This window comes from Yersinia sp. 2540 StPb PI (assembly GCF_052217165.1).
GTDB lineage: Bacteria > Pseudomonadota > Gammaproteobacteria > Enterobacterales > Enterobacteriaceae > Yersinia > Yersinia enterocolitica_E.
Genome location: NZ_JAZGQC010000001.1, coordinates 2,352,628 through 2,376,808, shown reverse-complemented (window position 1 = coordinate 2,376,808; position 24,181 = coordinate 2,352,628). Strand labels below are relative to the sequence as shown.

Sequence of the window (24,181 nt, the reverse complement as noted above, 5' to 3'; positions counted from 1 at the left end):
AATGACTTACCGTAAAAAGGGTGCATATGCACCCTTTTTATTTTGTTTCAAATGTCAGAATATGAGTCTTAATGGAACATATATTTGGCAAATTCGCTCATCGGCATAGGACGCCCATACATATAGCCTTGCAGATAGTCGACGTTATGGGCCTGTAAATAGCGCATTTGAGTGTCGTTTTCGACTCCCTCTGCAATGGTCTGCAACCCTAGTCGGGTAGCGAGATCGATAACATTCCCGACAATGTGGCTCGACAATGCATCGGAACCAATCATGCCAACAAAACTTTGGTCAATTTTCAAAAAATCCACTTTAAAGTTCTGCAAATAAGTCAGACTTGAATGTCCGGTACCAAAATCGTCGATAGCAATAAATACCCCCAAAGCATGCAACTCGGCAAATAATCGGTCGGTAATCTCATCGGCAACGATTAATTTCCGTTCGGTTAATTCCAACGTGATATTGATTTTATTACCACCAAAAGCCTGAATAAAACGGCGGCAATCATCTACCAGACTCAGATCACGGCAATGGTTAGCACTGATATTAAAACCAAAGTGAAAACCTTCCGGTAACTGATTTACGTAAGGTGCAAAAGTGGTACTAACTTGCTGCATGATAGCGCGAGTCATCGGAACAATAAGTTCACTGTCCTCGGCCATCGGAATAAATTTATTTGGCTGAATTAAACCATTAACAGGATGCTGCCAACGCATTAGAACTTCACAACCCACCCAGCATTGCTCTTTGCCTGATACTATCGGCTGCATATAAGCAACAAACTCGTTGTTTTCTAACGCCTGTTTTAATACCTGCGTGGGTGATGCCGCCCTACCCGATAACCAGAAAACCAGCGCGGCTGAACCGATGCTCATTAAGATGAAAAATATCAGGCTACCTTGATTATATTGCCAGGCATAGGCCAAATATTGCTGGTTAGATAGCGTCGTATTTAATGAATAAGCAAACTTGTCTGAGGCCAGAGATAACGGTTCGCTTCCCTCGGGGGGGTGGCCTGGATGTACCATACCCACCGCATCCATCCATTTATCACCCACCCTCAGATACAACTGTATATCACCACTTAATAAGTTAAGGATGCTGCGCAGATAATAGCCATCGACCGCGACCAGTATGCTGTAATCACCTCGCGCCAGCCGATACACCATCAAAGCACGATCTGGAGTGACATCATTACCCTGCATTAGCTCCAGTTGACCATCAACGAACACATCTAGATCAAACGGCGTGGAAAGTGGGCCATATATCGAGGAACAATAGATGGTCGTCCCCTTAGCTAAAGAGACTGAACGCACATCCGGTATAATGACAACTTGATCCCGCAGGTTTTGAACAACTTGCATGCAAGGTTTACCTAATCCGGTTTCTACCTGAAGCGCCGCATGCTGCAAATTATTAAATATCTGCTCGAATCGAGCCCTACCTTGTAATAACTTAGCTTCAGCATCCTGATGCATATTGGCTTTGGTTTGCGCATAAATCACTGCCGCCCCTAACAACAGAAATAAGAATAATACCATGCAAGAAAAACTTAGCCGGGACAGGAATTTATTCAGTCTGAAACGACGAAACGGCATAGTGGCTTCCATTGAAAGGCGCTCGTAATATTACGAACTCAAAACGGCAGCAGAAACAGTGCCGGGTCAATTAACGTGACGACTGTTTGTTGGTCAGGCTTTATCCACCTCGCAAAGATAATATAAGCACCGACCGCTATCATCATTATGATCACAGCACCAATAGATAAATAACTATTGCTTCACAAAATATGTAAATCACTTATTCAATATAACGTAAAAAGACACCTGACGGTGCCTTCTTTGAAATTCTAGCTGTTTATGATGTCGACATCACCAAATAGCCGGTTCTTCACGTATAAACGGGTTAGTCTGCCGTTCATGGCCTAACGTAGACATTGGACCATGACCGGGAATAAACGTGATGTCATCACCTAAAGGCAACAATTTAGTCCGAATGGAGTTAATCAGTTGTTGGTGATCACCGCGTGGGAAATCACTACGTCCAACACCACCGTTAAAGATAACATCACCGACCAGTGCCAGACGCCCCTGTTGGTCAATGAAGACAATGTGACCTGGCGTATGCCCAGGGCAATGCAATACCGATAACTCCACTTCACCAACAGTGATTTTGTCACCCTCGGTCAACCAACGGGTTGGGGTAAAAGCTTCACATTCGCTCAAACCAAACATTCTGCTCTGTGCCGGTAGCCCTTCTAACCAGAACGTATCTTCTTTTTCAGGGCCATAAATCGGGATATCAAAATGAGCGGCTAACTCAGCAGCAGCACCCACATGATCCAGATGGCCGTGAGTCAACAAAATCTGGCTGACCGTTACCCCCTGACGTGCAACTTCAGCAATGATCTTGGCTGCGTCACCACCAGGGTCCACCAATGCGGCCTGCTTTGTGGCTTCACACCAGATTAAGGTGCAGTTCTGGCTAAAGGCCGTCACCGGAATAATTTGATATTTCATAAAACTCCACCCCAAATGCAACTGGCAATATACCTATCATCTTTCAACCATACATCTGTATGGGCTGCGGTCGTTTACCCGAATCACTGATAGCATCAGTTTATCGAGATTAGCGAACCTGAATCTTGAGGCTCGCCCTGTGGCTGGTATAAGTGCTGTTCAAACCCACTCTGACCGATTTGGCACTTGCTTGCCACCGCCCTACAATTTGAAATCTGTTAGGTATGATTCAATGCATTGGCATAAAAATGTCTGCTACCAGGTTCTTGTCGGCCCAGTATCAATATGTACAAAGTTACTGCGAGGGTAATATCCTACACCACCTGCACGCATTTTTAATGCTGCTTTGCGGATATTACTCAATTGAATACCTTCAATATGAAAATCCATTGCCCGCCCTTGCGTGTGGAAACTGTGTTTGGCCACACCACGGCTGCGTTCGCGCAGTTCATTATTGGTATCAAGTGAGCGGTAACCGGAAATAAGCTGCACCGGTTTAGTTGTGCCAAGAAGCCCTTGCAGGCGGTATAGTTGATCAAACAAGCGTGGGTCGATAGTTTTTACCTTATTGGCCCGATAATCGCGAAAGAGATGGTTTAAGCGGGAAAGTTCATCTTTGTTATAGCCCCGACCATCAAAAAATTCGGCTTTTATGGACTCGCCTGTATTGAGGTTATTCAGGGTCAAGATCCGTGGGCGAGGAGTAGAAAGGGTGGCGAATGCCTGCCCTGGAAGCAGCGATATACCCAGCGCTGCCCCGCCTAACGTTAGCCATTTACGGCGATAATTATCAATTTTATCCATGATCTCTGTTAATACCCGGCAAGAATGTCAAAAGAAAGCACTAACCAAATGTGCCGTCCCGAACCATAACCGCCTACGGAAAACCAGTCAACCCGCATTCGGCCCGCACTCGCTGTGCGTTTAAGTTCGGTTATAGAGAACCCCAATTTGGGGCCCCCTACGACAACCCGATATTAAGACCATTAGTTATTGAGTTTTACTGCATTTATTGCATTAAAAGTTCAGCCTGAGGTGAGATTTGTGCACCGGATCTCACCGTCTTATCATAATTGTAAATATCTGTTCTAAATTGTGGCCTACCGTCATCCGCCACCCATGCTGTCAGGTAATACAATTGCACCGGGACACGTTGGCGAATATTCACGTAGGTGGTATCGCCTTGTTTTAACGTTGAGGAAACCCGCGCATCATTCCAGCCAGCATCTTGCAATAACATATTTGCCAGATCCGAGGCTTTATTGACGCGGACACAGCCGGAACTTAATGCACGGATATCTTTCTGGAACAGACCATGGTTCGGCGTGTCATGTAAGTAGATAGCATCAGAGCTTGGCATATTGAATTTGAAGCGCCCTAATGAATTGCTGGCACCTGGTGCCTGACGCAGACGGTACGGGAAGTTATTAGGCGAAATCATGCTCCAATCGATCATCGATGGATCAACAACTTCAGCCTCATTACTCCAACCAGACAAAACGGTATAACCATGACGCTGGAAATAGCCAGCATCATAGCGTGCTTTGGGTACGATATCCTGGCGCACCAGAGACGTTGGTACATTCCACGGCGGATTGACCACCACATTATTTAACGCACTGCTCATCAACGGTGTCTTGCGGCTTGGACGGCCAACAATCACCCGAGATGAGAGGACCTCAGCACCATTCTTATAATAATTAAGCGAATAGTTTGGGATGTTAACCATAATGCCGTTATCGACGTGTCCCGGTAAAATACGCAAACGCTGAATATTCAATGCCAATAATGTTGCCCGCGTTTGTGGTGAGACATTCAACCATTCACGAGTTCGGACACCAATAACACCATCATCACTTAGCCCATGCCACTGTTGAAAACGTTTAACGGCTTCCACCAACTCTGGCGTATAAACATTGTCGGTTATAGTTGTGGTGAGCGGCGCTGATGGCGACGCTACAACCCCACCGGTAACAGGAACGTCGGCCACGGGTGCCGCTGAAGGGCTAACCACTAAACTGTGAGCCTGAGCACGGCTCTTTTCTTCATCAACCGAGAGATCATCATTGACCACGGCTACTGCTGGATTATCCACCGGGATAACCTCTGGGGCTTTGGCCGGTTCTGATGCAATGGGGTGTAGCATGCCCGTTCTGTCCAGGATTTCTCGTAGCGCTGGAATATCGTCACTTAACTGGCCTGGGCGCAGGCTGGGGCCATTAGACATCTGTGGCCATGGCTGGCGGTCTGCCAGCATCAGTTTCAATGCCTGATGCATTTTGTCGTATTGAGGATGTTGGGGGGCCAGCGACGCCAGATAGGGTGCGGTGGTACCTTCATGCACCGCTTGCTGCCAACGATTTAAAATAGTAACCGGCGGCATCGCCATTTTGTATGGCACATTGCTGTATAACCAGACACTACCGTTAGCGCCAACACCTGAGATAAAGTGCAAGTATCCCAGCATGGCATCTGACAAAATAACATCGCGAGCTTGACCGGTAATGTCAGGGTCACTCAGCCATTTTACCCACTGCATAAATTGCGGCTGGAGACCGGAGAGTGCCACTTCGGCTAATTGCTGCTGAAAATGCTGCACCGCAGTTCTATCCTGCCACATCGGCTGCATACGGTTGGCGGCATAAAGCAATGCCAACTCAGAAGCATAGAAAGGTGTCACCGTTTTAGGCAGCACTGATAATAACTGTGAGCGGCTTTGTGCGACCGACATTGTCGTACCACTCATAGGCAGCGCTGAGGATGAGTCTAACGGCATGACAGGTGCCGTGGCTGATGCTGTAAATATCGGCATCAAGCTATAAATTAAAGCGCAGTATAATGCTAATGCGCGTTGCGGATTTCGTTTCCCTATCGACATTCTATGCCCCCGGTATGCTTATCTAAGTACGTCATAGTCTGTCGTTACCCTTCTTCCTTGAAGTCGCAGCATTGTTGCTGCTCTGGCACCCGAATCCCTGAGCGTCGATCAGTTCAACGAGATTTGTTCGTTGGCTACCACTTCAATAGTTTCGGGTTTTCATCATTATTATACAAACAGAACTGCCCCTTGCGTGGTTAACGATATAAATTTAACCATTCACGTTACGCTAACAGATTTCCGGTGGTTATAAAATATAACCCTAAGGTGTGGAAGAAATAAAAATGGCCGCTAGTTAGCGACCATTTAATCGGATTAATTATTGCTGCCTTCTTTCTGAACAATAATTAACCGCCAGGTTGTATCTCGGCAGGTATCGGCGGCAATGTTGGTATTTCATTGGCAAAACCTCGTAAGCCAACCACATGTACATGCTCATGATTTTGGAAGACTTTTCGTACCAACTTATAGGTTGTCCCTTTTTCCGGGCTGATATTTTCTGGTGCTGCAATTATTAATTGCATTTCCAGCCGCTCGCACAGTTCAAATAATGTCGCGATAGATTTGGCATCCAAACGCGCCGCTTCATCAAGGAACAACAAACGGCAAGGGGAAATATCTTTGCCGCGCAGACGACGCGACTCTTCTTCCCAACTCTGTACCACCATGACCAGTATTGACATACCGGTACCAATAGCCTCACCGGTTGACAATGCGCCGCTTTCTGCCCGCAGCCAGCCATCTGAACCGCGATAAACTTCGACTTCCAGTTCCAGATAGTTACGGTAATCAAGCAGTTCTTCACCGATGGTCTGCGGCAAGCGCTGCCCCATATCCATTTGTGGGTTCAACCGCTGGTAGAGTTTCGCCAATGCTTCGGAGAAGGTCAGACGATTACTATTAAACAGATCCTGATGCTGCTCTTGTTGCTCGGATAGCACATCGAGTAACGTCGCGTGAGCTTCACGTACATTCACATTCAGTCGCACGCTCTTGACCTGACCAAATGACACCGCTTGCAAGCCCTGATTCAGCATACGGATGCGGTTCTGTTCGCGCTGAATAGTTTTACGGATAATATTCGATACACTTTTGGAACTGATTGCCAGCTTCTGTTCGCGAGCGGTTAATTCTTCGGTCAAACGGCCCAGTTCAATCTCCATCTGTTCAATGGCTTCAACCGGATCATCAGTGCGAATAATATCCTGACGAATACGTTCACGCAGATGTTGGTAGACCGCGATATAGAACTGAATCTTACGCTCAGGCCGTTTCGGATCTTCAGACAAACGCAGCACATCGCGCAGATGTTCATTATCAGCCACCGCCAGACGCAGAGCACCCAAGGCTTTATCCGACATAGAACGCAGCTCGTCACCGTCCATATAGGCCAGTTCACGGCGATGCAAACGACGCTCAACGCCATTATCTTTCACCATCCGCATCACCGCACACCAACCTGCTTTGGCATTGACGACTTGTTCACGGATCTGATGATAATCTCGTTCCAGCTTGCGCAGTTTCTTCTGGAGGCTATCCATCTCAGCTTCACAGAAGGTTAGCTGTTTTTCCAACTGATTACGGCGTGAACGGTTAGTACTTAATGCCGCATGCAACTCGTCACGGCGGGTACGAGCACGGGCTTCTGCATTAGCATCAGCCTGAACACCGATATCCACCAGTTCCTGACTTAACTCTTTCAGCATGTCACGCTTGGCGTCATAAGAACTTTTTAACGACGCTAGCACCTGATTATACTGGGTAAATTGCGCTTGATACTGACGTAACTGCTCACGAGCGCGAGTGCGTTCTGCTTCCGCCTGCTCCAAGCGCTGGCGCAGTTTGTCGTTGAGATCAGAGTTCTCCGTCAACATGCCCGCAGAATCGGTATAGCTAAAGTGCGCACGACGTTGAACCACTTCAGTCAGTGCGAAAGCTTGCTGTTTAGCCTGACGCTGGCTGTTTTGCGCCAATACATAGTTTTCCTGCAACTGTTCGTGTTGTTGCGGGTCACTTTGTAATACCGCTAACAGCGGTTCAAGTTTAGTCAGGGAAGCGCCATGCTTCTGAATATGGCGAGCCGCCTCTTGCGCTTGCGCCGATTCTTCAGTTATCTCTTCGACACGGTCAGTCAACGTATCATCAAGTAGCAATGAAATCAGTGGGATCAAGCGGTTAAGGGCTGAAATCCCCTCTTTAGCCTGTTCGAATTGCTGGCGCTGCTGCTGGTTGCTTTCTTCGTGTGCACTCAGCGCACGCTCTATTTCACCACGACGGGTATTGAGTAAACGAATTTCAGCTTCAGGATCTGCATCAAATGCCACGGCCAGATGAGAACCGATAAAACGGCTGAATGCTTGATGCAAGCGTTGCGTTTTTTGCACATCAAATGACAGCGTGGCATAACGTTCAGCCAGGCTGTCACGCTCTTGATACAGAGCTTCCAGCCGGTTCTCACGGGCAGCACGGCCAAACAGCGGCAGTTCTGGATAACGGGAGTAACGCCACTGGCGATCCGCAATTTTAACCACTACCGCTTTTTCATGCTCTTCAACGGCAAATACACTGTCATCAAATGATTGCGGGTCACCCTCGATAAGATAGAGGTCTTCCGGGCAGTCTTCTAACCCTTGTAGTTGATCCCGCACCAGTGACAAGTCCGGTACCACGATACCGTGGCGCGATGGGCCATACAGCGCGGAGAAGTATGGCGCATCATCGATGGTGACATCGTCATAAATCTCGGAGAGCAACACACCACCGAAGCGTTCGGCCAAAGCAATCATCCGCGCATCTTCAGCACCACTTGGCTGACTTAACCGCTCAATCTGCGCATCAACAGCACGTTTGCTTGCGGCGACTTCATCGCGCTCCACCGTGGTTTCGCGTTCACGCTCCAGCAATTGCTGCATGTGTTCGGTAACCTGACGGCTATCCTCCAGCGCCTCACCGCTCTGTTCGCTGAGTTGACTCAGCGCATCTTGTGCCGCCAACCAGACTGGCGCACGCGCCGTTAGCTCCTGAATTTTGAGCTTAATTTGCTCGAGTTCCTGACGCATTTCCATGCGCCGTTCACCAGCATCACTGACGTTGAGAGAGAGCTCTTCAACCTGTGACTCCAGTTCACGCTGCAACTCTTCCAACTCCTCGGGCTGGTATACTTGCCCCTGGCGTTTACAGAACTCTTGCAGCAAGCGTTCTGCGTCTTGCTGAGCACGTAAACGCTGTTCCAGCTCTGACAGACGCATCCGCAATGGTTGCACACGTTCAGCCAAATGTTGTTGCGACGGCCAGTCACGCAACAATTCCCGCGCAGTTTGCCAGGCTTCACTGCGACTGACCTCGCCGGCGATAGCCACCACTAACTGATAAGCTTGCTCAAATTGGCTGTGCGCAGCATCAGCAACACTCAGTTTTTGCTCAAGTTGTAATAACGATTCAGTCGCTTCCTGCTCTTTGGCATGGAAGGTTTCTAGCCACTCTTCGGCATTATCGGCAGTTAATTCTGGCAACTGGCACAGTGCGCGCGCACGTTCCAAAGCCTGTAAGGCTTGCTGATATTGGATAGCACGGGTCTGTTGAACGTCCAGCGCTTGCTGGTAATCGGCCAACTGACTTTTCAGTTCGTCCACCTCCAACTCAGCAGCTTCAGCGCGGGCTTCGTTATCGGCCTGCTGCTCGCTGGCCTCGGCGACAACTTCATTTTGCTCTTCCAGCCGGTAAGTCAACTCTTCCAAATCACTCTGGTAGCGCTCGATCTTTTCCTGCTGGCGCATCGCGGTCTGCACCAGACTCAGGTGGTCACTGGCCGCCTGATAATCTGTTTCCAGATCCGATTCCGCACTGCTTTGCTCGGCTAATTCTCGCGACATTTCCACATGACGATACTGCTCAGTCACCAATTGCTTGCGGCTGGTCAGCAAGTCACGGCGCAATACCAATGCGCCATCAAGATGGATCCGCCGCTCATTGGCATGACGCATATAGTCAGCAGCAACGTAGGACGTTGCCTCTGAAATCAGATGCTTAAACAAATCACGATCAGATTGAGTGACACGAATAGCCTCAAGGGTCATACGGTTTTCACGCAATGCCGCTTCCATATCCTGGAAGGCTTTGCGCACACCGCTGTTTTCTGGCAATAAGTAATCACGCAGTGAGCGGGTAATCGCGCTGGAAATACCACCGTACAACGATGCTTCTATCAAACGGTAAAATTTGCTGCGATCGGCAGAAGAGCGTAAACGCTTTGGAATCACACCCAAATCAAACATCAGCGAGTGGTAGTCAGTGATGGAGTTAAATTGCTTGAACTGCACCCCTTCCATCGCTTCGACGCGCTCTTTCAGCTCTTGTAATGACAGGACGCGCGCCTGACGCTCACCCACCACCTCGGTAAGAATCTGGGTAGGTTGGATAGCCGTCGGCAGCCCCTGAATGGTGAAAGGCTTAATATCAACCTTGCGGTCACGCCCTGCCACTTGTTGCAACCGCACCCCGACAACCACACGTTGGTGGCGGGAGTTGACGACATCCAGCGTTGAATAACAGACCCCGGCCCGCAATTTGCCGTGCAGACCTTTATCACGGGAACCACTGGTAGCACCGGCTTCGGTGGTGTTACGAAAGTGCAGCAGTGTCAGGTCAGGAATCAGTGCTGTAACAAAAGCGGCCATAGTGGTGGATTTACCCGCACCATTGCCGCCAGATAAGGTGGTTACCAGCTCATCAAGATCGAATGTCCGGGCAAAAAAACCATTCCAGTTAACCAAGGTCAGCGAGCGAAATTTACCGCGTTCAATCATTCCTGTTCATCCTCTGCACTGTCCGCTGCATTACCCATGGTGATGTCAGTTTCATCGCTTTCATCATGGAGTGACAGACTGTTTTCCACCGCCATGGCCTCGCCATCACGGATCATGCGTAACTGGGCTTCCCGTGGGTCATCGCCGCTACGCACATCAGCACCAAAGCGGAATACCGCTTCAGTGATACGAAACTTGCTGCTGTCATTGCCCATAAAGTAGATCATACCCAACCGACGCAGCCGGTTAAGTGACGTTCTTACTTTTTCCTGCAACTTCTGCTTATCCAAATCCGACCCGGTTGAGCGCTGGTTAACAAACTTCAGCAATTTGCTCTCATCAGCCAGACTTAGCAGCTCTTCGTATAATTCGTGCTGCGCGAAAATGCCTTCATGGGCCAAACGTTCAGGGCTGAGATACAGATAACAAAGGATCTTGCCAACCATCATATCCAGCTCAGATAGCACCGAGCGTGGAATCAGCGTGGTAGAACGGGGGCGCAGATAGAAGAAACCTTCCGGTGCACGGATTAACTCCACGTTATAACGGGTATAAAACTCTTCCAGTTGCTCCTGAAAATCCATCAGGAAAGCATGATTATCCAGTTCATCAATCCCGATATGACGACCGGCACGTAACTGGCTGTCAAGTGCTGGAAACAGTGAGTTGGCCAATGCCTGAGCCAGTTTAACGGGCATTACTACTTCAATATTTGTTGATGACATGTGCCTGCACCTTGGCTCCGTAATCATTGATTGCCAACCATTCTGCTGGTAACCCTGAGAAATCGGCTTCGGCCACACCAAGGCGAACTGCCTGGTCGACCAGGATACGAGCCACGTCGAAATGACGAGCACGCGGATATTGCGCGAGGTAGTCGCGCATCACTTCCCCCAGATTAAGTGGCATCTTTTGTTGCTGGTATACCAACAACGCCTGCTCAATCAGGGCGGCTAATTGCTCACGGATCTCATTAAATTCTTCAAATTCCAGATCCGGTGGCAGCTCCCCGGTAACTTCCTCACTGCGCAACGCCAGTTCTTCATCGCGCATATCCAGCAAGCGATCAGCGTTGGCATAGGTGAGAGTCCATGGGCTATCAAAATAATTCTGCACTGACTGGCGCAAGCGTTGGGCAAAGACACGGTTTTTATCCATATCAATCGCAGTACGGATAAACTTATGCACGTGGCGGTCATAGCCGATCCACAGATCAATCGCTTGTTGGCCCCAACTGATAATGCGGTCAAGTTTACTTTGTAAATCAAAGACCAACTTATCCACCAGATCCAGACCCGCATTGCCGATAGTGGCTTCTTGAATACGTAACAGGTTAGCCTGAAGTTTATCACCTGCCGCTTCCAGCGTATCTTGTAATTCACGCAGTGTGCCGGAGGTTTCTGACAACAGCATTTCACAACTGGCAATAGCCGCCCGCCAATCCTGATTCAGCAACGCGGCGATATCTTCCTTCACACTATGTTGCTGCTCGTCCATCAAGCGTTGCGTCATATCAATGCTGTCGAAAATTTCAGCAACTGAATATTTTAGCGGGGCAAAAACATTACGATGCCAGTGGAATTCATCGCCCCCCTCTTCGGCCGCTTCGGCCGCCCGTTGTAGCTCTTGTGCGACAATCGATAACTGCATTGACAGGCGCAGGGTGGAGAATTCGCGCTGCCGGATATAGTAGTCAGTGATACCAATGCCTAACGGCGTCAGGCGGTAAATGGCATTACCATCGGCAATTTCACTGGTAAAACGGTTGAGTAACCGCTGGCGCACCATGTCATTGATAGCATTATTCGCGCGCACGGCCACGGTTTCATGGGTCTGCTCAAAACCTTTACAGACGTGGCGAAATGCATCAACTAACTCCCCTTCACTCATTTCGCCATCCAGCCGCTCACCGTTTAACGTGGCAATAGCCAAAAGAAAGGCCAAACGATCTGTGGGCAGAGTAATCGAAAAGTCATTTTTCCGCGCCCAGGCGACCAGTTCGGGTACTGTCTGGGAAAAGTCACTCATAATGGGTCCTTCAGATTTGGCTTAAACGCCGAGACATGCACGTAGCGCCCCAGGCTGATAAAGGGCTCCTGCCGGCAATAGCGCTGTTCCAACGCCAATAATTCAGCAAACTCATCAACTTGTTGCTGTTTATTTTTCATGTAATCGTGAAACACCCGTACTCCCGTCTTACCGCTAATGGATAAACCCATTTGCTCAAGCCAACCATATACCGTTGGTGGATCTAAAGGGTATTGCGGCGATAGCGAACGCTGCCTACGCCTTTTTACACCCGGTAACGCCAACTGAAAGTTACCCAATACCGCATTACGCATCACCAATCCATTGGCATTGAAAAACATCAATGAGAGCGCGCCGCCGGGAGTCAACGCATTAAAGAGTATTTGCAGAACGTGTTGAGGCTCTGCAATCCATTCTAAAACCGCATGGAACAATATCAGATCAACCGGCTGTTCTAAATGTTGGGTGATGTCCTGAGCCGCACTTTGTACAAATTGCATGTTGTGGCTCACACCTTTTTCCAAGGCAGCGGCTTTCGCGCGCTGGATCATCTCCGCTGACAGGTCACATAATAGGACCTGATGGCCTAATGCCGCCAGTTGGCAAGCCATATGCCCTTCGCCACCGCCCGCATCTAAAATCCGCAACGGGCGTGGTGGCAGCTGCGCTAACAGCCCGCTGATATCTTGCCAAACCACCGCCTGACGAATCATTCCCTTCGTCGTACCATAGATATTGCGGGAAAACTTCTCAGCAATGTCATCGAAATTGCGATCCTGCATGAACAACTGCTCCGCTATCACTATTGATTTGCCGCCCTTGCTTGATAGAACCTCGCAAATCAATAGCCACAGTAAAAAGAATGCCTACCAACCTGCTATTTTGGCACAGCCTGACTTAGAATAAATCCTCTTGGCCTGTAATCAGCGCCAAATGCCGGTTTTTCAGCCAAAAGGGCCCTATTTTTATGCTTTTCACCTTAAAAAAGTTTGTTGGCGGCTTATTAATGCCCCTGCCCTTGTTACTCATCATCATGGGGCTGGCACTCATTTTATTGTGGTTTACCCGCTGGCAGAAAAGTGGCAAAACACTTTTTGCGTTGAGTTGGCTGGTATTATTGCTTATTAGCCTGCAACCTGTCGCTGACCGCCTGCTATTGCCACTGGAAAAGTCATACGCGACTTATCAGGGAAACGACCCGGTAGATTACATTGTTGTGCTCGGTGGCGGCTACACGTTTAATCCGAATTGGGCACCAAGCGCCAATTTATTCGCAAATAGCCTGCCAAGAGTCACTGAGGGTGTCAGGTTGTATCGTGCACATCCTAACGCAAAAATGGTTTTTACTGGCAGTGCGGGTCCGAACAACCAAAGCAGTGCAACAACAGCAGCTCAGGTGGCAGAAAGCTTAGGTGTTCCGGTGGCGAATATTATTGCGTTAGAGCAACCGAAAGATACCGTTGAAGAAGCCGCGGCGGTGGCCACTCTGGTAGGTGATAAACCATTTCTACTGGTCACCTCGGCAAATCATCTGCCCCGAGCGATTAAATTCTTTACCGCCATTGGGTTACATCCAATCCCCGCGCCTGCAAATCAGTTAGCCATCACTACACCGTTGCATAGCTGGGAGCGTGCTATTCCAGCAGCGGCTTATTTAGGCCACACCGAACGTGCCTGGTATGAAACATTGGGGCTGTTGTGGCAAAAATTAAGCGGGGATAGCAAGGGTGAATAAATTAGTTTAACCAAGGGATGAGTTGCCGGGCGGCATTATCAAATACAGCACGATCCAGATTCCCGGTATGGATAAAGCGAGCCACCAGTTCCCAAAGGGTATAGAGCCATCGGCGGGCAACAAAGGATTCAGAGACCGGTGCTTTATTGAGATAACGATAGAATAGCTGACTAGGCATGCCCTCTTCGCTGAGACGGAACAAGTCATACTCTCGTGGAGCCCACAACATCGGGCCTGGATTAAGCATCGCTAGCAACTGATCGCTGCGCGCATCTTTTAACATACTGCGGAGAGTCAGATTGCCGTGCACCAGCACTGAGCTGTCATCAAAACCGGCAAAAAGTGCCGTTAATGACGCCTTCGCACGGTAAAGTATCGCACGCTCTTCCAATGTCATAACCGGTGAATTCATATTAGACAAGGTCGCCCACAACACTTCAACTCGTTGCTGATACCAACTGAACCAATCATTTTCCTGGGTGCTATCAACATTACCCACACAACCGTGGCTATCAATGCGATGCCATGCCAGTACACCTTCAACTATCTGATCCATCAAAGCATCCCAGCGTTCCCCCGTCCGAGTCGGTGCCTCCACCGAAACACCACGTAAACGCTCCATCAACAGAATTTCTTTATACGGGGATTGGTGGGTCATCACCAGTCCGTACACGGTGGGTAACCGGATATCGCCTTCCCGAGCCAGCATGGAAAGTTTATACGCCTCTTGCTGTGCTATCCCCTGACAAACATAGCTCTTCGCCAGTAATGGGATTGCCTGCCCCTGCTGGTTATACATCGCGTACAGGTGGGCATAGGGCTGCTCGCTGATACGTTCGAGGCGGGTGATAGATTCCCCGAGCACCACACTTAATTCAGCTTTCAGTTGTTCCATTATGCTCAGTCCAATTATCTGGCGAAATTGATGGTTCATAATGGGATGACGGGCGGGAGATTTCCAGAATGCAGATCAACTATTATTGATAATAAAAATCAAACTATCGGATACAAAGTAAAAACGCCAGGCCCAATTGGACCTGGCGCAAACAGTTCGGTGCCCGTAATGGTTACTGATGAAGCATGATAGCGCGCACCCGATCCAGATCAGCCTGAGTATCAACCCCAACCGTGGGTATCGCTTTTGCTACCGCGACGTGGATCTTTTCGCCATACCACAGTACTCGAAGTTGCTCTAATAGCTCGATTTGTTCGAGTTTGCTCGGTGCCCAATTAACATAACGGCGGATAAAACCGGCACGATAAGCATAAATACCAATATGGCGTAAGAAACAATCACCGATAGTCTCTTTTGACTGAGCAAAACGCTCTCTTTCCCATGGGATCGCCGCGCGGGAGAAATAGAGCGCGTAGCCTTGCTCATCCATCACCACTTTAACCGCATTAGGGTTAAATGCTTCTTCGCTACTTTCAATCGGCACCGCTAATGTTGCCATGCCAGCACGACAAGCGGCCAGATTATCAGCCACCTGACGGATAATTACCGGGGGTATCAGAGGTTCATCCCCTTGGACATTTACGATAATATCATCATCGGAAAAACCATAGAGTTCAATGACTTCGGCTAAGCGCTCGGTGCCAGATTGATGATCGGCACGGGTCATACATACCTCACCACCGGCGGCCTCAACGGCTCTCACCACCTCAGGATGATCTGTTGCCACAATCACCCGTGACGCGCCCGACGCCTTTGCTCGTTCCATCACATGAACTACCATCGGTTTGCCCGCAATATCAGCCAATGGCTTGCCGGGTAACCGGGTTGAAGCATATCGAGCGGGAATTATAGCGATGAAACTCATGCGTGCTTCTCATCAATTGACAGTGGGCGGGCTTCATTCTCCAACAATACCGGAATGCCATCGCGCACCGGATAAGCCAGATTGTCGGCTTTACATACCAATTCAAGGTTTTCTTTATTGAAATACAACTTGCCGTTGCAAACCGGACAGGCAACGATTTCGAGTAAACGGTGGTCCATACATCCTCCAGAATGGAGTTTAGCCAGCAGGAAAGTGCTCGAGGATACCATATCTGCTGAAGCAGGTTAACTGTACCGATGCTGCCTGCGCTATCAGCGATTAATAACAAGGAGTTATGTTAATTAGCAACTACATAAGTAAATATAGATAGCTATCTCGTGGGATAAATGCTGGTTTTGTTATTGATATGTTGAATAGCGAGGAGTAGAATTTTGTGACTCACATCACATAAATAGGCATATCGAGTAAGAGATGAAAGTATTCCATAAAATTATTGCGCTGTTTGCTAACTTCAGCAACTAAGCCGCATAAAAACAAATAGAAGCACCTGCAAAAGCTGCCCGGCGACAAAACAACCTGTCGAATAGAGGCCAAAAATACCCAAGGGTATAAATACAAACGGCTACCAAAAGGTAGCCGTTTGCTTAGAAAACGAGTTGATCGTCGTCGTATACTTAGAAAGCGATCACATCTGCTGCTGACGGCCCGTGAATACTACGATAAGTAGAGAATTCAACGTCCTGCCCTTCACTGAGTGATTTATTTTTGGTGTTGGCGATAGCCGTCTTGCTGACATACACATCCAAACTACCATCGTGTGGCGAGATGAAACCGTAACCTTCTGATTGGTTGAACCATTTCACGCGACCCATTTTTAACGTCATAATAAATTTCCTTTTACTGGGCATCCTAACAACTCATTTTTATTTATTGTTTAGATGCAGTTGCCCATCCTAAAGTTTTCTGATTAAACCTCTATGAGCTTGATTTTATGAAAAAACCCGCATAAGTGCGGGCTTTAGAATTTTGCTATCCAGATCGATGATTAGCACATCGGCATCATCACTTTCTAAGATAATCTAAACATTATTTCTCTTAAATTATAGAGCAACAACGTTTGTAGCAGCCGGCCCGCGCGGGCTGTCTTGGATGGTATACTCAACACGCTGGCCTTCAGCCAAGGTTTTGAAACCATCAGTTGCGATCGCGGAGAAATGAACAAACACATCTTTACCGCCATCATGCTGTTCAATAAAACCAAAACCTTTGCTTTCGTTGAACCACTTAACCTGACCTGTCTTCTTAGACATAAACTTCACCTTCAACTTCTACTTTCAAATAACATTAAATCTGCCATAAGGCACTCGCGCTATGAGTAATAGCGGGCCTGCATCAGAACATTACTTATGGGAGTTACTATCAGAGATACTGGAAGGTTCGTCTTTGGAGCGGCATCAACAAGATAACGTCTGGGAGGAACTGCTTTACTTTAGTCTCGAACACTCTTACACATAAATAGGTCTGTAGCACAGGCCAGCGGCTATTAACTCATAAAATACCATGCCGCGCAACTATTTTATCTGGGAAGGTCGGTCAGTAAGTAGCATCAATGGGATGCCACGCATAAAAAACCAATATTCTCCACTGCTTACCCCATTATTTATCGATATCAATCTAGACTAAAAACTGAATAAGCATGAAGGAGCTATCCGATTATGACTCACCCACCGTTTGTCCACCCCGATGAGATTCGCGCCAGATTCTCCAGTGCCATGTCGGATATGTATCAGGATGAAGTACCGCTATACGGAGCCTTGTTACAACTGGTTGCTGATATCAACAACCAAACTATGGGTCAGCAACCGGAACTTACCCGCCATTTACGCCAGACCGGAGAGATTGAGCGCCTGAACATGGAGCGACACGGTGCTATCCGAGTGGGAACCGCCGCTGAACTTGCGACCCTGCGCCGCCTGTTTGCGGTGATGGGTATGCTGCCTGTTGGTTATTATGACCTGGCCCCGGCTGGGGTTCCGGTTCACTCGACGGCATTCCGCGCTGTCCATGAAGCTTCGCTGCAAACCTGCCCATTTAGAATTTTCACCTCATTATTGCGCCTTGAATTAATTGAACAACCAGAGCTGCGGCAACAAGCTGCCGATATTCTGGCAAAAAGAGTGATATTTACCCCACGGGCTATCGAACTAATTACTCAGCATGAAATTTCTGGCGGGCTGACCAGCAATGAAGCCGATGACTTTATTGCTCAGTCATTAGAGACATTCCGCTGGCATAATCAAGCGACAGTAAGTGCTGATGTTTACCAACAACTGCACGATCAGCATCGTTTAATTGCCGATGTGGTGGCTTTCAAAGGACCCCATATTAACCACCTAACGCCACGAACGTTGCATATCGATGCCGTACAAATTGCGATGCCAGAACATCAGATTACCCCTAAAGCGGTGATCGAAGGGCCACCTCCGCGCCGCTGCCCAATATTATTACGGCAAACCAGCTTTAAAGCCCTTGAGGAACAGGTTTCGTTTGTCGCAACAGATGGTCGACTCATTCGAGGCCATCACACCGCCCGTTTTGGTGAAATAGAACAACGGGGGGCAGCGCTGACAGCGAAGGGGCGTAATCTCTATGACTGCCTGCTACAGGCGGCACAAGATCAACTACAGGTTCCCGTGAATGAAAAAAATGCCCTGCAATACATGGCGATTCTCAAAGAGAAATTTAGCCAGTTCCCAGATGACTACCCGACAATGCGCGCTGAACAGCTCGCTTTCTTTCGCTATTTCCCTACCGAGAGAGGGCTAAGTACCCTTACTGAATCAATGCAAAACCTGACATTAGACCAATTGATTGACGGGGAATTTATCCAATATGAGCCTTTAGTTTATGAGGATTTTCTCCCCGTCAGCGCAGCAGGTATTTTTCAATCAAATTTAGGGGATAGTGGTCACAGCCAGTTTGCGGGGCACTCCAGCAAGCAGGATTTCCAGCGGGCGCTGGGAGCCACGGTAATTGATGAACTACAGCTATATGAAGAAACCCAGCAGCGCTCAATTGTGGCGTGCGCGGCATCCCTCAAGCTAACACTGCTGAGTCTATAAAGTGGGCTACCTGGCGTGGCGTGATAATGCCTGAATGTTCAACAGTAATTGTTCAGCCTGATCCGGCGGTAACTGTGCATCTACCGGCAGGTACCACCAATTAGGCTGAGCAAAAGCCCGGCACTTGACTGCATCTTTTTCAGTCATCAATAATATTTGCGGGCCACTCGTTAGCGGACTAAGTTGTGCTAATGAATAATCCTGATGGTCAGCAAAAGCATGCTTACTCTTAGGCTCAATACCCAGTAAATTCAAGGTGGTAAAGAACCGAGGAGGATGGCCAATACCCGCCATTGCAACGACATGCTGGAGTTGCTGTGCGGGCAACCGCTCACCGCTAACCAGATTGACTGCCTGCCGCGCCACCAACTGCATCGGTATTTCTCCGCTGGCGGCAATACCACCATTGGTGATTACCGCATCCACTGAGTGCAAACGCCCCGCCCGTTCACGCATCGGGCCTGCCGGTAACCACCAACCATTACCGAAACGACGCACACCATCGATCACCACCAGCTCAAAATCACGCTGTAGCGCATAATGTTGCAATCCATCGTCGGTGATGATGAAGTCCAAAGTGTGAGCTTTTAGTAACGCTTTGATGGCATCTGAGCGCGTTGGTGAGACAGCGACCGGTGCCTGAGTACGTTGATATATCAGAACCGGCTCATCACCTGCCTGCACCGTGGATGTCTCATTGGATAGCAGTAGCGGATACACCGTAGATTTGCCCCCGTAGCCACGAGACACCACCCCAACACGGTAACCCCGTAGTTGTAGCTGTTCCACCAACCAGATAACGACCGGTGTCTTACCATTTCCGCCAGCAGTAAGGTTGCCGACAATAACCACCGGGACCGGTGAGCGCCAGGCAGAACGCCAGCCAAGTGAGTAACTGGCCCGGATAAGTGCTGTGACCGCACCGTATAACCAAGATAGTGGCAGCAGTAACAGATACAGCCGAGACCGCCCAGACCAGATACGCTCAATCATTGGCCAAACTGCATACGATTAAGTTGGGCATAGGCACCATGTTGCGCCAACAACTCTGCATGTACACCACGCTCGACAATGCGCCCCTCTTCAATGACCAAAATTTCATCGGCTTTTTCAATCGTAGATAAGCGATGGGCAATAACCAGTGAAGTACGGTTTTTCTGCAACTCATCCAATGCGGACTGAATCGCCCGTTCAGATTCAGTATCCAGCGCTGAGGTAGCTTCATCCAGAATCAGTATCGGGCAATCGCGCAATAACGCACGAGCGATAGCGATACGCTGACGCTGCCCACCTGAGAGCATCACACCGTTCTCGCCAATAACAGTATCAAGGCCAAATTCCATTTTATTGATAAAGTCCATGGCATATGCCATTCGGGCGGCTTCTTCGATTTCAGCGCGGCTATAGTGCTCGTCACGGGCATAAGCGATATTATTGGCAACCGTATCATTGAACAGATGAACATTTTGCGACACCAAGGCGACTTGATTTCGCAAGGCACCAAGCCGATAATCTCGCAAATCGTGCCCGTCCATCAAGATACTGCCTTCGCTGACATCATAGAACCGGGTCAGTAAATTGGCGATAGTTGACTTACCTGAGCCTGAACGCCCTACCAATGCCACGGTCTTACCCGCTTCAATGTGCATATTGATATCATTCAGTGCTGGAGTGTCTTTGCCTGGGTAGTAGAACGTGACATGGCGGAATTCTATTTCACCTTTAGCCCGCTCAACTTCCAGTTTCCCCTCGTCTTTTTCCTGTTCCATATCCAGAATAGCAAATAGCGTCTGACAAGCTGCCATCCCACGCTGGAACTGTGCATTCACATTGGTAAGGGACTTCAACGGGCGCATCAGAGCAATCATTGCCGAGAACACCACAGTGATGGTACCCGCTGTCAGGGTTTCCATCACACTTGGGAAACTTGCCGCATACAGCACAAACGCCAACGCAAATGAAGCAATCAACTGAATGATGGGATCAGAAATGGAAGAAGCAGAAACCAGCTTCATCCCCTGCTGACGCATGCGATTACTGACGGTATCAAAACGCTCGGTTTCAACTTTCTGTCCACCAAAGATCAACACTTCTTTGTGCCCTTTCAGCATTTGCTCTGCACTGGTGGTCACTTCTCCCATGGTGCTTTGCATATTTTTACTGATATTACGAAAACGCTTAGAGACTAACCGGATAGAAACAGAAACAATCGGTGCAATGACGATTAAAATCAGCGACAGCTGCCAGCTGTAATAAAACATCATGATAAACAAACCGATAATAGAGGCCCCTTCACGCACCACTGTAACCAATGCGCCAGAAGACGATGCCGCTACCTGCTCAGAATCATAGGTAATACGGGACAACAGCGTGCCAGTCGATTGCTGGTCAAAGAAGGATACCGGCATCCCCATCATATGGCTAAATAAGCGGCGGCGGATGAACATCACGACTTGACCAGAGACCCATGAGATACAATAGCTAGAAATAAAGCCGGTTATTCCACGAACCACCATCAAACCGATAACAGCCAACGGCATCCATTTTAAAATTGAGCTATTCGCTTTACCAAAACCATCATCGAGCAAAGGTTTTAGTAACGACAGCATAAACGTGTCACTGGCGGCATTAAGGATTAATGCTATCGCCGCGACAACAAGACCGGTCTTATAAGGAGAGATCATTGGCCAGAGGCGACGGAACGTCTGCCATGTGGATAGATCTTTATCATTCATCATGCAAATACCAGCACCAGAAGAAATAGCGGCCCATTCTACTCATTATGGCCTCCAACGCCAAACCGCTGGTGATACCAACGTGGCATTATTTGTTCCCGATAGCCCCTAATTTGCCAACTATCGCTGTAAAAATACACAGTTAGCTGCCCGGATACCGAGGTATCACGCCAAATAATGCTATTTTTTTGATAGCGTTTAATCACTTTTTTAGCTGGCAGGTGCCATTGGTTATAGCGTGCAGCGGAAGCAAAAGCCAATTCTGGCTTCACTGCCCGCAAAAATGGGCCGGTTGAAGAGGTATTGCTGCCATGGTGGGGAACTTGCAGCAATGTTGAGGCTAGCTTAGCACGATAATTTTTAACTAACTGTCGCTCTCCCCGTGTTTCAAGGTCGCCCGTCAATAACAGACTGTGTTTGCCATCATCAATGCGAATAACACATGAGTCATCATTTTGGGCGTTAATCACCTGAGTTCTCGGCCATAAAACGTCAAAATTTAAATTTTGCCATTGCCATTTCACGCCTTTCTGACAGGGCAAACCCGCTATCGGGCCAGCTAAGGAGAAAGGTGCACGGACTTTCGCCTGCGGGAATGCCGCCTTTAACTCAGCTAGCCCTCCGGTGTGATCAAGATGATCATGGCTAAGGATAATTTGCTCAACCACAATGCCCCGCCAACGTAAATAAGGGAGAATAACCGCGGCTGCCATGCTACTGGTGTGCCAACGATTGCCCGTATCAAAGATAATTGCTTTCCCTGCGCGTTCTATCACTATTGCCAGACCGTGCCCAATATCCAACATATCAACGCGCCAGCGATAATCATCACGCCGCTGAGTGAATAACACCAAATTGACACACAGGACTATCACCCCAATTGGATAGCTTCGCCACCACTGAAAACGCCAAATAAGTATTGCCAGCCACCCCACATAAGCTACGGCAACGGATGCTAACCCAGTATGCAACCAACCGGTTTTTAGGTAATTGAGTGGCCAGAGTACCGCGCAAAGCGATATATCGGCCAAGAACCAAAACAGGCCAGCTACGGTAGGCAATGGTATGCAGGCCAAGGCCAACAATACGCAAGGCACAGTAAGCAGGGATATGATAGGCACTGCCCACAAATTTGCAGCGATAGAAAACAAGCTGACGCCATGAAATAGGCCTATCTGTAGTGGCATCAATAGTAGCATCATACCAAATTGCAAATGGAACCAGCGGATAGTCAGCCCAAGCCATCCGCCCCTAAAACGCTGAGTAATTGGCACCCAATAGAACCAACATATCAGACTGAATACCGCCAGACAGGAGAGCCAAAAACTGTCTGATAGTACCGCCAGTGGTTCACTGAGTAATATTAGCGCCAACACCCAGAGCCACACTTGCCAGGCGCTGCATAAAATACCGAACAACCTCAGCAGTAACCATAGGGTTAATGCTATAGCCGCCCTCATCGCGGGTGGATTCGCGCCCGCCAACCAAACATAAACCATTGCCACAAACCAGCCAATCAGCAGCGGGAACACGGGACCGACCCAACTAACAGGTAGAAATAACTGGATCCCACGAGCCAGTATCCCGCCAAACAGCGCCGCTAGCCCGATGTGCAAACCCGATATCGCCATCAGGTGCGCCGTTCCGGTATTACGAAAAAGCGCCCACTGGTGTGTGTTCAACTGTTCTCTTTCACCAAAAGCTAAAGCTAGCAGTATCTGCCGCTGGTCATACTGCTGTAGCTGTTGTTCAATAACACTGATGGCCCGTTGGCGGAGATTACAATGGGCATCACGCAATTCAGCCTTAATCACTCGCCCTTGCAATGGACGCTGGTTGGCTATAGCCCAGCGTTGGCTATCAAAACCCCCTTCATTGAGTAAGCTATGCACCGCCCGCATTCGTAGCTTCAACGCCCATTGCTGCCCAGCACAATAGCGCTCAAGCTTCTCCGGCCACTTTACTGATACTGCAATCGGTGGAAATACTCTTTGCCCATTAACTTGCTGAATGCCCAACAGGACCTTATTCCCTTCTCCCCATGTCAGATAGGCATTCTTTATAGTGGCGATAACTTGCTGCTCACCTTGAGTTAACGCCTCAATTTGCATTAATACCCTATTTCCGTGCCAACTTCCCCACGCAAAGCTGATGATGACTAATGCCACACATTGCCAGTAGATACGCCCACTTAACCATACCAGTCCCCCCAACCCTAGCAGCCCCACAGTGATGAGAGTTCCTGGCAACTGAGGTAGAAAAATAAGGGGTAAGAAGCCAGTGGCAATAGCGGCCGCAGCATGATCGATTGATAAAGTGATAAGAAGCCATCCCTTGTATTACTGCCAGATAGCCTCATTGCCATCCGCTTGCCTTATCGTGAATATGCTGATTTTCTCTGTTGATGGATGATGCAGCCAGTACAAAAAGTGGAAGTTCAGAGCGGCTTCGCGAATAGTTTTATCTTGTTACATAGCTAACAACACCTATGCGGGATGTATCGAAAATAAAGCTGAGCTTATTACAGGTAAAAGGGAGATAGAGATAGAGATAGAGATAGAGATAGATGAGGGTATTT

General features: G+C 48.6%; 18 protein-coding genes. 2 read left to right on the top strand and 16 right to left on the bottom strand.

What is annotated here, in order from left to right; translation table 11 throughout:
• Window positions 1-68: 68 nt before the first annotated feature.
• The 8 genes from V1956_RS10670 to cmoM form a co-directional block, all read right to left on the bottom strand.
• Window positions 69-1,598 carry an EAL domain-containing protein gene (locus V1956_RS10670; protein WP_442825082.1) on the bottom strand — a complete coding sequence of 510 codons (1,530 nt, stop codon included), beginning with the start codon at window positions 1,596-1,598 and terminating at the stop codon, window positions 69-71.
• 273 nt (window positions 1,599-1,871) lie between these two features.
• Window positions 1,872-2,519 carry an MBL fold metallo-hydrolase gene (locus V1956_RS10665; RefSeq protein ID WP_372559325.1) on the bottom strand — a complete coding sequence of 216 codons (648 nt, stop codon included), beginning with the start codon at window positions 2,517-2,519 and terminating at the stop codon, window positions 1,872-1,874.
• A 255-nt stretch (window positions 2,520-2,774) separates the two neighbouring features.
• Window positions 2,775-3,323 carry a YcbK family protein gene (locus tag V1956_RS10660; protein WP_083158449.1) on the bottom strand — a complete coding sequence of 183 codons (549 nt, stop codon included), beginning with the start codon at window positions 3,321-3,323 and terminating at the stop codon, window positions 2,775-2,777.
• Between the two features lie 205 nt (window positions 3,324-3,528).
• A complete protein-coding gene (ldtD, locus tag V1956_RS10655; RefSeq protein ID WP_372569313.1) occupies window positions 3,529-5,397 on the bottom strand; it encodes a L,D-transpeptidase in 1,869 nt (622 codons plus the stop codon).
• 347 nt (window positions 5,398-5,744) lie between these two features.
• A complete protein-coding gene (gene mukB, locus V1956_RS10650; RefSeq protein WP_442825081.1) occupies window positions 5,745-10,202 on the bottom strand; it encodes a chromosome partition protein MukB in 4,458 nt (1,485 codons plus the stop codon).
• Entirely contained in the window at window positions 10,199-10,927 is a 729-nt protein-coding gene (gene mukE, locus V1956_RS10645; RefSeq protein WP_042568220.1) for a chromosome partition protein MukE, read from the bottom strand. The genes mukB and mukE overlap by 4 nt, the downstream gene beginning before the upstream one ends.
• Window positions 10,908-12,230: a chromosome partition protein MukF gene (mukF, locus tag V1956_RS10640; protein ID WP_102970391.1), complete on the bottom strand. Its 1,323-nt coding sequence runs from the start codon at window positions 12,228-12,230 to the stop codon at window positions 10,908-10,910. The genes mukE and mukF overlap by 20 nt, the downstream gene beginning before the upstream one ends.
• Window positions 12,227-13,012, bottom strand: a complete 786-nt coding sequence (cmoM, locus tag V1956_RS10635; RefSeq protein WP_372559328.1) for a tRNA uridine 5-oxyacetic acid(34) methyltransferase CmoM — start codon at window positions 13,010-13,012, stop codon at window positions 12,227-12,229. The genes mukF and cmoM overlap by 4 nt, the downstream gene beginning before the upstream one ends.
• 185 nt (window positions 13,013-13,197) lie before the next feature.
• On the opposite strand from cmoM, the gene elyC reads away from it, so the two are divergent.
• Window positions 13,198-13,965, top strand: coding sequence for an envelope biogenesis factor ElyC (elyC, locus tag V1956_RS10630; RefSeq protein WP_372559329.1), 768 nt, complete (start codon window positions 13,198-13,200; stop codon window positions 13,963-13,965).
• A gap of 1 nt (window position 13,966) precedes the next feature.
• Here the strand turns inward: elyC and V1956_RS10625 are convergent, their stop codons facing one another.
• The 5 genes from V1956_RS10625 to cspE form a co-directional block, all read right to left on the bottom strand.
• Window positions 13,967-14,860, bottom strand: a complete 894-nt coding sequence (locus V1956_RS10625; protein ID WP_420075275.1) for a YcbJ family phosphotransferase — start codon at window positions 14,858-14,860, stop codon at window positions 13,967-13,969.
• Between the two features lie 172 nt (window positions 14,861-15,032).
• Window positions 15,033-15,785 carry a 3-deoxy-manno-octulosonate cytidylyltransferase gene (gene kdsB / locus V1956_RS10620; protein ID WP_420075276.1) on the bottom strand — a complete coding sequence of 251 codons (753 nt, stop codon included), beginning with the start codon at window positions 15,783-15,785 and terminating at the stop codon, window positions 15,033-15,035.
• Complete coding sequence (locus tag V1956_RS10615; protein ID WP_004700032.1) at window positions 15,782-15,964, bottom strand: Trm112 family protein; 183 nt, start codon at window positions 15,962-15,964, stop codon at window positions 15,782-15,784. Before V1956_RS10615 ends, kdsB begins: the two co-directional genes overlap by 4 nt.
• Before the next feature lie 456 nt (window positions 15,965-16,420).
• Window positions 16,421-16,630: a cold-shock protein gene (locus tag V1956_RS10610; protein WP_005159937.1), complete on the bottom strand. Its 210-nt coding sequence runs from the start codon at window positions 16,628-16,630 to the stop codon at window positions 16,421-16,423.
• A 216-nt stretch (window positions 16,631-16,846) separates the two neighbouring features.
• A complete protein-coding gene (gene cspE / locus V1956_RS10605) occupies window positions 16,847-17,056 on the bottom strand; it encodes a transcription antiterminator/RNA stability regulator CspE (RefSeq protein WP_372559332.1) in 210 nt (69 codons plus the stop codon).
• Between the two features lie 405 nt (window positions 17,057-17,461).
• Between cspE and hglS the strand changes: the two genes are divergently transcribed.
• Window positions 17,462-18,868: a 2-oxoadipate dioxygenase/decarboxylase HglS gene (gene hglS / locus V1956_RS10600; RefSeq protein WP_372559333.1), complete on the top strand. Its 1,407-nt coding sequence runs from the start codon at window positions 17,462-17,464 to the stop codon at window positions 18,866-18,868.
• A 6-nt stretch (window positions 18,869-18,874) separates the two neighbouring features.
• On the opposite strand, the gene lpxK is transcribed toward hglS, so the two are convergent.
• Genes lpxK through V1956_RS10585 form a run of 3 tightly spaced genes read right to left on the bottom strand, consistent with a single transcriptional unit; the run spans window position 18,875 to window position 23,924 of the window.
• On the bottom strand, window positions 18,875-19,861 hold the full coding sequence (gene lpxK, locus V1956_RS10595) for a tetraacyldisaccharide 4'-kinase (RefSeq protein WP_420071875.1): 987 nt from the start codon (window positions 19,859-19,861) through the stop codon (window positions 18,875-18,877).
• On the bottom strand, window positions 19,858-21,606 hold the full coding sequence (gene msbA, locus V1956_RS10590) for a lipid A ABC transporter ATP-binding protein/permease MsbA (protein WP_083158440.1): 1,749 nt from the start codon (window positions 21,604-21,606) through the stop codon (window positions 19,858-19,860). Before msbA ends, lpxK begins: the two co-directional genes overlap by 4 nt.
• Window positions 21,607-21,641: 35 nt before the next feature.
• Window positions 21,642-23,924, bottom strand: a complete 2,283-nt coding sequence (locus V1956_RS10585; protein WP_420075283.1) for a ComEC family protein — start codon at window positions 23,922-23,924, stop codon at window positions 21,642-21,644.
• Window positions 23,925-24,181: the final 257 nt, after the last annotated feature.

What these genes read in the sequence shown, in the direction of transcription:
- V1956_RS10670 (WP_442825082.1), bottom strand. Translation starts at nt 1,598, where the DNA reads ATGCCGTTTCGTCGTTTCAGACTGAATAAATTCCTGTCCCGGCTAAGT.
- V1956_RS10665 (WP_372559325.1), bottom strand. Translation starts at nt 2,519, where the DNA reads ATGAAATATCAAATTATTCCGGTGACGGCCTTTAGCCAGAACTGCACC.
- V1956_RS10660 (WP_083158449.1), bottom strand. Translation starts at nt 3,323, where the DNA reads ATGGATAAAATTGATAATTATCGCCGTAAATGGCTAACGTTAGGCGGG.
- ldtD (WP_372569313.1), bottom strand. Translation starts at nt 5,397, where the DNA reads ATGTCGATAGGGAAACGAAATCCGCAACGCGCATTAGCATTATACTGC.
- mukB (WP_442825081.1), bottom strand. Translation starts at nt 10,202, where the DNA reads ATGATTGAACGCGGTAAATTTCGCTCGCTGACCTTGGTTAACTGGAAT.
- mukE (WP_042568220.1), bottom strand. Translation starts at nt 10,927, where the DNA reads ATGTCATCAACAAATATTGAAGTAGTAATGCCCGTTAAACTGGCTCAG.
- mukF (WP_102970391.1), bottom strand. Translation starts at nt 12,230, where the DNA reads ATGAGTGACTTTTCCCAGACAGTACCCGAACTGGTCGCCTGGGCGCGG.
- cmoM (WP_372559328.1), bottom strand. Translation starts at nt 13,012, where the DNA reads ATGCAGGATCGCAATTTCGATGACATTGCTGAGAAGTTTTCCCGCAAT.
- elyC (WP_372559329.1), top strand. Translation starts at nt 13,198, where the DNA reads ATGCTTTTCACCTTAAAAAAGTTTGTTGGCGGCTTATTAATGCCCCTG.
- V1956_RS10625 (WP_420075275.1), bottom strand. Translation starts at nt 14,860, where the DNA reads ATGGAACAACTGAAAGCTGAATTAAGTGTGGTGCTCGGGGAATCTATC.
- kdsB (WP_420075276.1), bottom strand. Translation starts at nt 15,785, where the DNA reads ATGAGTTTCATCGCTATAATTCCCGCTCGATATGCTTCAACCCGGTTA.
- V1956_RS10615 (WP_004700032.1), bottom strand. Translation starts at nt 15,964, where the DNA reads ATGGACCACCGTTTACTCGAAATCGTTGCCTGTCCGGTTTGCAACGGC.
- V1956_RS10610 (WP_005159937.1), bottom strand. Translation starts at nt 16,630, where the DNA reads ATGACGTTAAAAATGGGTCGCGTGAAATGGTTCAACCAATCAGAAGGT.
- cspE (WP_372559332.1), bottom strand. Translation starts at nt 17,056, where the DNA reads ATGTCTAAGAAGACAGGTCAGGTTAAGTGGTTCAACGAAAGCAAAGGT.
- hglS (WP_372559333.1), top strand. Translation starts at nt 17,462, where the DNA reads ATGACTCACCCACCGTTTGTCCACCCCGATGAGATTCGCGCCAGATTC.
- lpxK (WP_420071875.1), bottom strand. Translation starts at nt 19,861, where the DNA reads ATGATTGAGCGTATCTGGTCTGGGCGGTCTCGGCTGTATCTGTTACTG.
- msbA (WP_083158440.1), bottom strand. Translation starts at nt 21,606, where the DNA reads ATGATGAATGATAAAGATCTATCCACATGGCAGACGTTCCGTCGCCTC.